We start from the raw sequence: 8,869 nt of genomic DNA, 5'->3' as shown, positions 1-8,869 counted from the left end.
ACCGCCGTCTGGATCAACGAACCCGCCAAGGAGGAAATGAGCTCCGATACAGAACAAGTCGCCTGAAACGTCTCAAACAGTTTGACAGCTACCGCTCTGGGACGTCGATTGGTCAGAGTCCTCACTTGCTCAGGACATGTGCGAGCATCTTCGTGTAGAAGAGCCGTGCCATGGGTGAGAGGGACTTCCAGCGTTGCCGGACGTTCTCCTCTGCGAAGAAGGGATCCTCCTGGAGGACGGCTCGCCTTAGATCCGCGGGTGTGTCCAGGAATCTGCGCGGGTCGTAGCCCTCCAGCAGCTCCTTGAACGCGAGGTAGGAAGTCAGCACATCCCACTTGTACGAGGGGATGCGATCTTTGAGATCGTGGCAGTCGGAACAGGTGGGAACTGTCTCCGTGCCACCCGCTGACTTTGGGAATTGGGTAGTGATCGTGTTCGTGTCGTCCGAGTTCGATGTCGCAGTAGAAGCAGTGCGTGCAGTCACATTTCTGGAGTAAGCGTCTCTGCTCGCGTGGCGTCATGATTGTCATGGATGGTTACCGTGGAGCGCAGCTCCGACATTTTGAGGATGCCCAGCCCGCTCCGTCTCCATGGCTGCCGCGAAGATATCGGCGGCGGTGGCGGCCTGCTCGGTGATGACGTGGGCGTAGACCCGCAGCGTGATCGCTGGGTCGGCGTGGCCGAGGCGGGCCGCGACGACGTGGACCGGGACGCCCGCCAGGAGCAGCGTTGTGGCGTGGATATGGCGGAGGTCGTGTAGGCGGACGTGGGGGAGTTGGGCCTTGGGGTTCTGCTTGTTGTGGGCCTCGATGAGCTTGGGCATGAGAACTCGGCGTGTCGGGGAAGAGAGGGTCTCCCCAGCCGGTCGTGAACACGTAGGCGCCGCCGCCCTTCCATGATTCGCCGAGCTTGAGGCGTTCCTCGTCCTGATGGGCGCGGTGGGCCCTGAGAACCCTGACTGTGCCGGCGTCGAGGGACACCACGCGGGAACGTCCGCTCTTGGTGGTGCCCTCGACGCGCTGGCGGTCGATCACCGCCGCGGAGCCGGTGATGTGGATTTGGGGCTTGTCCCAATCGATGTCGGTCCAGCGGAGGTTGAGCAGTTCACCGCGCCTGGCGCCCGTGTAGGCGGCCAGGTGGAAGAAGGCGAACAGACGATGGTCGCGAGCGGTGTCGAGGAAACAGCGATTCGGCGAGCCGATGCTCAAGAAGGTCCGCCAGCTCATCGAGTCGGTCAACGACACCCTCAAAGGGCAGCTCGACCTGGAACAACACGGCGGGCGCACCTTCGAGGGCGTCGTAATCCGAGTGGCCCAGCGAGTGCTGGCGATGGCCGCTGGCATCTGGCACAACAACCAGATAGGTGCACCCGTCACTCGCTCATTGATCGCCTTCGACCACTGATCACATTGGATCTACTCGTCTAGGGCGCCGCTGGTCGGCGGCTAGATTTTCGGCGAACCGGCGGCTGGCGATCAACGTGTGCGCGACCAGTCGGCGAACTGTGCTCAGGACGCCTTTCGTCGGACTCGGCCTTGACGCAGGCTCCGTTTCGGGCGGTATCAGGATCCGTCCGGACGGAAGGAAATCATGATGAAAAATCTGCTCAAGGCCGCTGTGGTCGGCGCTGCCTTGGTCGCATCAAGTGTTGCGATGGCGCAGCCGGCGATGGCGAGTGACCTCTCGTGGACCTTTAGCGACGGCGTCATCTCCTATAGCGACAGCACGAACAAGTTCTGCGTGCGGGCGTACGACTCCGAGGGCGCCCGCCAGGTTACAGCGACGATTACTCCCACCGGCGGCGGTAGGTCGGTCACCTTCACGGACAAGAACGACTACTACGGCCACTCGGGCGGCTCGTGCATCTACCTGAACGGCTACTCGGAGAACACCGGCCTCACTGTGACCGCCAAGTCGTACTGGGGCGAGCGCGGCACGTGGGTGGGTCGCGGGAGCAGGACAATCACCACCTGACCAACCTCCCGGTTCCCTCGCACGCCGTGCAGGCGCGCGGGGGAGCCGGCCCGCGTCTCATCCACGCAAGACTGCGCCTGCCGATTATTCATCCTCCCAGGTGATGCCCCTGTGAGAGCTTCGCCTGGCATGCGCGAGTTCCGACCGCCAAGGGGAGGAGGGCGGGTGCGGCATGATGATCGGCCGTGCTCCTTTGCCTGGCCTACTTGACCGTCACGAACGCCATGGCCGCACAGGGGCTGCTGCCGATAAGCGATCGGGACAAGGACGTTGAGATACTTGCTCTGCGTCCTCAGATCACCGTGCTTGAACGGCAGCTCGGCGCTGGCATCAAGGTAGGACTCGCTCTGGAGGATCGGGCGTTCCTTGCCGCCCTCTTGGCATCGCTGCCGCGCGAGGTCGTGCGCTGGCTACGGCTTCTCGTCAACCCGGATACCGTCCTGCGCTGGCGTCGCGATCTGCTGCGTCGACGGTTTGGGAGATCCTCAAGCAGGAGGGACTTGATCCGGCGCCCGAGCGGGTGTCCACCACGTGGGCCGACTTCCTGCGCTCGCAAGCCGACGCCCTGCCGGCTTGCGATTTCATCGAGACCATCACCTTGAACGGGCAGCGCCAGTACATCCTGGCGGTCATAGAGCACGCCACCAGGCGCGTCTGAGTTCCCGACACCACACACCCGAGCGCGAACTGGGTCATCCAGGCGATGAAGAACCTGGTGATGGACCTGGAGGATACGGGCTGCCGGGCGCGCTATCTCATCCGAGACCGGGATGGGAAGTTCCCAGTCCTCATAAACGTAATCCTCGCCGAGGCCGGCATCCAGACCGTGCTCACCGAGATTCGGATGCCACGTATGAACTCGATCATGGAGCGATGGGTGCAGTCCTGCCGCCGCGAACTCCTCGATCGCTGCCTCCTGTGGAACGAACACCATCTGCGTCACGCTCTTCGCGAGTACGAACGGTTCTACAACCAGCACCGCGCCCACCAAGCCCTTGATCAAGCGGCCCCGCTACGCGACGTCCCGGATCTGATCAAAGATCCAGGGCGCATCGCCGCTTTGGACATACGCCGAAGAGACCGACTCGGCGGCGTTCTCCACGAGCATTCACACGCAGCTTGAGCTGCATGGATGTAGTTTTCGGCAGGAGCAGGGTCCATAACGCCTCGTGATAGGTGGCCACGAGCGTTGCCGGGCACCCGCTCTTAGGTCGCCAGACGATCTTGGCGGGCAGCAGGTCGGCCACCGCCCGCCGCAGGGCACCCTTTTCCATGCCGCCGACTGCTTTCATGGCAGGCGGGATGCTCCACGCGTATTCGACAGCCCGTCACAGGAACAGGCAGTGACCACCCTCGACAGCCTCGCGCCGACAACGGCAGCGGCACTGGCGTGGTGACGCTGACCTGCGGCATCCGCGAACTTCTGCACGCACAACACCAGCGGCAGCCCCGGCCACCGATATTGGATCCGCGCTCCACACCGGATCGCTGACATTAAGTCCGCGCTTAGGACCGAGAAGTTTGACTTCAAAGATCCGGCATACCTACTACATACCGGCTCGACCTAGTGTAGTCCGCGCCAGTTTTGCGGCACGGGCGGCCGGTGTACATGTACCGCGCGGTCCCCGGCCATCACGCGTCGACCAGGTACGGCTGCGCCGTCCCTTACGCGCTCGAAACGCTTGGAGGCGAATGGATGTTCTCGTTGCTGGGGCCGTTGCGGGTGGTGGACTCCGCGGGAGAGATCCCTGTTCAGGCTGCCAAGCAGCGGGCCATCTTGGCCATGCTTCTGCTGAGATCGAACCGGATGGTCACCTTCGACCTTCTCACGTCGGAATTGTGGCCGGCCGGTCCACCTGCCACGGCGAAGACGAGCCTGCAGACATATGTCTATCGTCTACGGCGGGCGATCGCCCCGCTCACCGCGAGAGGCGTCGAGCTCCGAACCGAAGGTTCCGGATACCTGTTGGCCGTGCCGGACGGCGTTGTCGACCTTGGGACATTCGCGCAACTGACCACCGCCGGCGTCGAAGCCTCGAACACGGGGGACCCGAGCATGGCAGCCGAGTGCCTGCGAGGTGCGCTCGGGATGTGGCGCGGACCGTTGCTGGCCGATGTGGACGTCGAGGTCGTCCGCCAGGAACGCCGCCGAATGGAAGAGGTTCGCCTGAACGCCTATGAGATGTGTCTTGAGGCGGAGTTGCGGCTCGGCCTCAACATCCACGTCGTCCCCGAACTGGAGCAATTCATCGCCGCCCAGCCGTTCAGGGAGACCTTGTGGGCCACGTTGATGCGAGCCCTGAACGCCGGAGGCCGTCGCATGGAAGCCCTCGCCGCATATCGGCGGCTTTACCGGGTCCTCGATCAGGAACTCGGCATTCAGCCGAACGCCGAAGTGCAGCGGCTTTATCAGGACATCCTTCACGGGCACCCTGGCAGTCTGATCCTCTCGGGCGGCCGGCGTCAGATCTGACCGGCACAGGGCGCGGGCATTTCCCCGGCTGCGGCAATTGCCCGACCCCTGATTATTACGAAGGGCCCCTTGGAGCGGCGGATGAAAGCATCAAGAACTCCCATCCTCCCAGCCCAAGGGGCGCCCTCGCTTGCTAGCTCCCACGTTCACGCCGTGGATCCGGACTGAGGGCCTGGCGCCCTGATGACATACCTACGCGCCCGTCTCCAGGCACCCCAGAGCCCAGCCGGTAATTAAATGTAGCAGCAATAAGGTGTGTTCCGCCACGGCTGTATACCGGACACCCGGCAGACGGTTCTCATCTGCTTCCTGACCTTGTGATCCATGTATTTGGTACAGGCGTACGGACCGCAGCGATATTGCGTTTGGCACTCGTCCGCCGCAGCGCGGTGTTCTGGAACGACCAGCGCGAGAAGACGATCGCCGATATTTTCGATGAACCGTATCACTTCGTTTGTTCCATTTCTTTGTTGCCGATTCGATTTCTGGGGGAAAATTCTCGTACTGGCTCGCTCTCCGTCCTGCTGGGATCTCTGGCAGAGGTTAGCTTTCGAATGGTGATGGCGTGGATATCGGCGATGGGGAAGTAACCGTGTTCGCGGGAGTCGAAGCTCGCGTCGGTGTTGTCGCCGATCAGAATGAGTTGTCCGGCGGGTACACGGGCATCGGGGACGAGTGGCCGCACCGACTGGGGGACGGGATCGCCGGGTAACGCGGCGATGCGCTTGATGAGGAACGGGCCATCCATCGTCAGCGGGCTGAGCACCACGGCGATATGGCCGCTTCGCAGGGCCGCCGGGGCCACGCGCCGGGCCAGGAGCCGATCGCCGTCGATCAGCGTGGGGGCCATGCTGTTGCCATCGACCCGGATCACGGAATAGGTCGCGCGCAGCCGTACGATCGACAAGGCCATAGCCGCGATCGCGCAGCTCACGACGAGGAGCACCCACGTCACAGGGCCACCGCCTCCTCCGGCTCGCGGTACCCGCTCGCCTGAAGGGTGAAGAGCCGCGCGTAGGGGCCGCGGGCGGCCATGAGGGCGTGATGCGTTCCGGCTTCACGGATGGTCCCGTGCTCCAGAACGATGATGAGGTCGGCGTCGCGCACGGTGTTGAGCCGGTGAGAGATGAGCAGGCTGGTAGCGCCGTGGCGCCGGCGTCGGGTCCGAGCGTGCACGTCGGCCTCGGCCTCCGGGTCCAGTCCGGCGGAGGGCTCGTCGAGGATCACGAGGTCGCGGTGGCCGCGGAACATGGCGCGGGCCAAGGCCGTGCGCTGCCACTGCCCGCCGCTGAGCACGACACCCGTGTCGGGGTCGTCCTTGTCCTCCTCGCCGAAGAACGTCCGCGTGAGCAGGGTGTCGTACCCGCGAGGGAGGGAGGAGAGCTTGTCGTCGATCCCGGCTTCGTACGCGGCCCCACGGATCCGGGTTTCGTCCTCACGGGCGGGGACGAAGCCGATGGACACGTTGTCGGCTGCGGACATGTCGTAGGCCATATGGTCCTGGAACACCCCGGCGATGCGGTGCCGCAGATCATCGGGGTGCACGTCACGGATGTCGACGCCATCCCACGTGATGCTCCCGTGCTGCGGATCGTAGAACCGGCACAGGAGCTTGACCAACGTGGACTTGCCGGCACCGTTCAGACCGACGACGGCGACCGACGAGGCAGCCGGAATGAACAGGTTCAGGCCACGCAAGATCCACGGGTGATCCTCGCTGTAGCGGAACCACACGTCGGTCAGCTGGATGCCGTCCCTCAGCCGGGGCAGTCGCGCAGGCTCGGCGGGAATGGGGAGGTCGGGCTCCGCCGAGGTCACAGCCACGTAATGGTCGAACATGAGCAGATCCTGGTGGAGAGCGGCGATACCGATGATCAGCCCGTTGAGGGCGGCCTGGACCGCGCCGATGGCGGCGATCAGCAGGGTCACGTCGCCGACGCTCAGCGCACCGGAGCCGGCGGAGGTGACGGCCCAGATCAGCCCACCGCCCGCGACCACCGCGCCCAGCAGCGTCAGCAGGCTCTCGACGGACAGTTCCTTGATGTCCATCCGGCGGCGTGCGGCGTTGGACGTGCGCAACTCGGTCATCATGCGGCCTTGCAGGAAACGACCGCTGTTGAACAGACGGATCTCCTTTGCCGCCGCAACCGTGGTGAGCAGATCGCCGTAGAACATCTGGCGTCGTTCTGCAGGGCCGATGTCCCACATCATCGAGGCGCGACGACGCGACAGCCGCAACTGCGCCACCAGCGCAGGAACCCCGGTTGCCAGGACGATCCCGGTGAGAACCGGACTGATCACCAGAAGGGAGCCGACCATCCCGGTCAGCGTGATCGCCGCGCTCACCACCCCAAGGGATCCCGTGACGACTTCCTGCCCCGTCGAAAGGCTGTTCTTCGCCAACCGCAGCCGGTCGTGGAAGTTGGGGTCCTCAAACCGTCGTAACCCGGCGAACCGCAGCGTCGCGGAGAACAGTTGTGCAGTGGTCCGAGCGGTGAACAACCTGCCCATCTCGCTGTTGAGGTACTGCACGAGCTGGGGCAATACCGTCATCAGGACGCCCGCGGCGGCCAGACCCACCGCGAGGGTACTGAGCTCGGCCGCCGATCCCTGTCCCGCCAGGGAGTCGACCACCAGTTTGGTCAGCCACGCCGCCGCGATCGGCGCGATCGCCTCAGCGAGCATCACCAGGACGTAGACCGCCATCAATCCCGGGGCCGCGCGAAGGGCGACCCCCGCGGCCACCTTTGCCGTTCTGATCATGCGCTGACCGTGGCGAGCAGCGTGGGATCGTTGTCGGTGACCCTGCCCTCCGCACCGATCAGGAAGAGGGCCGGATAGGCGGCGACCTTGAAGGCGCTCTGAATGGCGTCCCGAGGTGCCTCGACCACTACACGCGCCACCTCGGCGAGGCGTTCGACGTCGGCGGCGGCCTCCTTGTCGCTGTCGGCGACGACGATGGCGAGCACGGTGCCCGAGGTTTGGCGGGCATGGTCGATGAAGCGCGGCATCAGTTCCCTGCAGGGCTCGCAGGACGGAGAGAAGAAACCGATGAGGGCGGACCCATCGAGCAGCTCATCGGAGATCGGCTCGCCATCGGTGGTGGTGGCGGCGAACGCCGGCATCTTCTCCCCGATGGCGAGCCCTTCCGCCATGGGGGACAAGAACGGCGCTGACGCGGCCTGCCTCCGCAGCCGGCGGATCACTCCCACCGTCAGCAGGAGATTCAGCATGCACAGCACGCCGACCAGGACGACGGCCACGATGAGATACGGCATCACGAACTCCCCGAGACTTCCATGAACAGATCGGCGATATCGTCGAAGACGATCAAGAGGATGGCGCCGACCAACCCAACCGGCACTGCCAGGGCGAGACCGGCCACGGTGACCGGGCCGCCGGGAAACATCAGCGCCACCCAACCCAGCACGACAACGAGGAGCAGCAGCCCGTTGCGGACCAGATGCACCGGGCCGAGCGGAGTCGCGGACACGCCGAAGCACTGGCATGGCTCGCGCCGCTCCCGGCGAAGGGAAACGGCGATCCACGTGGAGAACGCGATCAACAGCATCCCGCCGGCGGCCAGCCCCGTGTGCGGAAGCACGATCAAGGTGGCCGCGGCAACAACTTCCATGGCCACCGTTGCCGTGGCAGCCGGGAACCGGGCCGGGCCGGGCAGCAATCGCAGGGTGGCGGCGAAAGACCGTAGTGCGGTACGGCTGCGCAGCTTCGAGTACGCGGAGATGACGAAGACCGTGGCGAGCAGGACTTGACTCGCCACCAGCACGTGCGACATGCCCTACATGCTCTTCCGGCCCGCTAGCCCAGTGCTAGCGCGCCGGTAGCGCTGTACGCCGGCGCTCTGCGAGGTCGCGAGCAAGATTGAGCAGGTGGGGCAGGCGCAGGGTTCGCCCGCCGCTTCCCGGGAGCGGAACGTGTAAGGGTTCGGTCCAGTTGGCTGGTATTGCTGCCGGCCCGTATATGGCTCCGGCCAGGCCGCCGGTGACCGCGGCGACTGTGTCGGTGTCGCCGCCGAGGTCGATGGCGGCGCGGATGGCATCTTCATAGCTGTGGGTGGTGCGCAGTGCCCAGACGGCTGAGCCGAGACAGGGCCAGACGGCGCCGTTGAACTCGGTGGCGTGGTCGGGATGCCAGTCGGCTGCGAGGACGGCGGAGTAGCGTTGACGATGGTCGGGTTGGACAGCGGTGAGGGTCTGTGAGAGCTCGTCTAAGGGGTCCGCGCCGTTCAGGGCGATACGTATCAGGTCGTGGAAGATTGCGGTGCCTTCCCATGCCGCCGGGTCGCCGTGGGTGAGGGCGGCGATGTGCCGGGTGTAGGACGACGCTGAAGGTGTCCACGTAGGCGACATTCGCGCTGTCTATATGGACGACAAGGAAGACCCCGCCAGGCTGGTGCCGGAC

11 protein-coding genes and 3 pseudogenes are annotated in these 8,869 nt (G+C 64.9%); 5 read left to right on the top strand and 9 right to left on the bottom strand.

Annotation, left to right across the window (positions count from 1 at the left end; translation table 11 throughout):
• Positions 1–121: 121 nt before the first annotated feature.
• The 3 genes and pseudogenes from ACIBI9_RS67500 to ACIBI9_RS67490 all read right to left on the bottom strand — a co-directional run.
• Positions 122–328 carry a hypothetical protein gene (locus ACIBI9_RS67500; protein ID WP_397239558.1) on the bottom strand — a complete coding sequence of 69 codons (207 nt, stop codon included), beginning with the start codon at positions 326–328 and terminating at the stop codon, positions 122–124.
• Between the two features lie 198 nt (positions 329–526).
• Positions 527–823 carry a tyrosine-type recombinase/integrase gene (locus ACIBI9_RS67495; RefSeq protein WP_397239556.1) on the bottom strand — a complete coding sequence of 99 codons (297 nt, stop codon included), beginning with the start codon at positions 821–823 and terminating at the stop codon, positions 527–529.
• 166 nt (positions 824–989) lie between these two features.
• Positions 990–1,226 (bottom strand): annotated as a pseudogene (locus ACIBI9_RS67490) (tyrosine-type recombinase/integrase); the annotation flags it as partial.
• Between ACIBI9_RS67490 and ACIBI9_RS67485 the strand changes: the two are divergent.
• From ACIBI9_RS67485 to ACIBI9_RS67470, 4 genes and pseudogenes are all read left to right on the top strand, one after another.
• Positions 1,180–1,404: pseudogene (locus tag ACIBI9_RS67485) on the top strand (IS982 family transposase); the annotation flags it as partial. The pseudogenes ACIBI9_RS67490 and ACIBI9_RS67485 sit on opposite strands and share 47 nt — an antisense overlap.
• Before the next feature lie 186 nt (positions 1,405–1,590).
• Positions 1,591–1,974 carry a hypothetical protein gene (locus ACIBI9_RS67480; RefSeq protein WP_397239554.1) on the top strand — a complete coding sequence of 128 codons (384 nt, stop codon included), beginning with the start codon at positions 1,591–1,593 and terminating at the stop codon, positions 1,972–1,974.
• A gap of 520 nt (positions 1,975–2,494) precedes the next feature.
• A complete protein-coding gene (locus tag ACIBI9_RS67475; RefSeq protein WP_397239552.1) occupies positions 2,495–2,632 on the top strand; it encodes a hypothetical protein in 138 nt (45 codons plus the stop codon).
• Positions 2,633–2,677: 45 nt separating this feature from the next.
• Positions 2,678–3,097, top strand: coding sequence for an integrase core domain-containing protein (locus tag ACIBI9_RS67470; RefSeq protein ID WP_397239550.1), 420 nt, complete (start codon positions 2,678–2,680; stop codon positions 3,095–3,097).
• Here the strand turns inward: ACIBI9_RS67470 and ACIBI9_RS67465 are convergent.
• Positions 3,009–3,284 (bottom strand): annotated as a pseudogene (locus tag ACIBI9_RS67465) (asparagine synthase-related protein); the annotation flags it as partial. The gene ACIBI9_RS67470 and the pseudogene ACIBI9_RS67465 overlap by 89 nt on opposite strands.
• A 386-nt stretch (positions 3,285–3,670) precedes the next feature.
• Here ACIBI9_RS67465 and ACIBI9_RS67460 point away from each other — a divergent pair.
• The gene (locus ACIBI9_RS67460) at positions 3,671–4,447 is read left to right on the top strand and encodes a BTAD domain-containing putative transcriptional regulator (RefSeq protein ID WP_397239548.1); all 777 of its coding nucleotides are present in this window, start codon (positions 3,671–3,673) and stop codon (positions 4,445–4,447) included.
• A gap of 445 nt (positions 4,448–4,892) precedes the next feature.
• Here ACIBI9_RS67460 and ACIBI9_RS67455 read toward each other — a convergent pair whose 3' ends face one another.
• Genes ACIBI9_RS67455 through ACIBI9_RS67435 form a run of 5 tightly spaced genes read right to left on the bottom strand, consistent with a single transcriptional unit; the run spans position 4,893 to position 8,817 of the window.
• A complete protein-coding gene (locus ACIBI9_RS67455) occupies positions 4,893–5,402 on the bottom strand; it encodes a S26 family signal peptidase (protein WP_397239546.1) in 510 nt (169 codons plus the stop codon).
• Positions 5,399–7,210 carry an ABC transporter ATP-binding protein gene (locus tag ACIBI9_RS67450; protein ID WP_397239544.1) on the bottom strand — a complete coding sequence of 604 codons (1,812 nt, stop codon included), beginning with the start codon at positions 7,208–7,210 and terminating at the stop codon, positions 5,399–5,401. Before ACIBI9_RS67450 ends, ACIBI9_RS67455 begins: the two co-directional genes overlap by 4 nt.
• Positions 7,207–7,710, bottom strand: coding sequence for a TlpA disulfide reductase family protein (locus tag ACIBI9_RS67445; RefSeq protein ID WP_397239542.1), 504 nt, complete (start codon positions 7,708–7,710; stop codon positions 7,207–7,209). The genes ACIBI9_RS67450 and ACIBI9_RS67445 overlap by 4 nt, the downstream gene beginning before the upstream one ends.
• 14 nt (positions 7,711–7,724) lie before the next feature.
• A complete protein-coding gene (locus ACIBI9_RS67440; protein WP_397239540.1) occupies positions 7,725–8,243 on the bottom strand; it encodes a MauE/DoxX family redox-associated membrane protein in 519 nt (172 codons plus the stop codon).
• 34 nt (positions 8,244–8,277) lie between these two features.
• Positions 8,278–8,817: an ADP-ribosylglycohydrolase family protein gene (locus tag ACIBI9_RS67435; protein WP_397239538.1), complete on the bottom strand. Its 540-nt coding sequence runs from the start codon at positions 8,815–8,817 to the stop codon at positions 8,278–8,280.
• Positions 8,818–8,869: the final 52 nt, after the last annotated feature.

Source organism: Nonomuraea sp. NPDC050451, from assembly GCF_044458585.1.
This window is presented reverse-complemented; position numbering and strand designations above follow the sequence as displayed.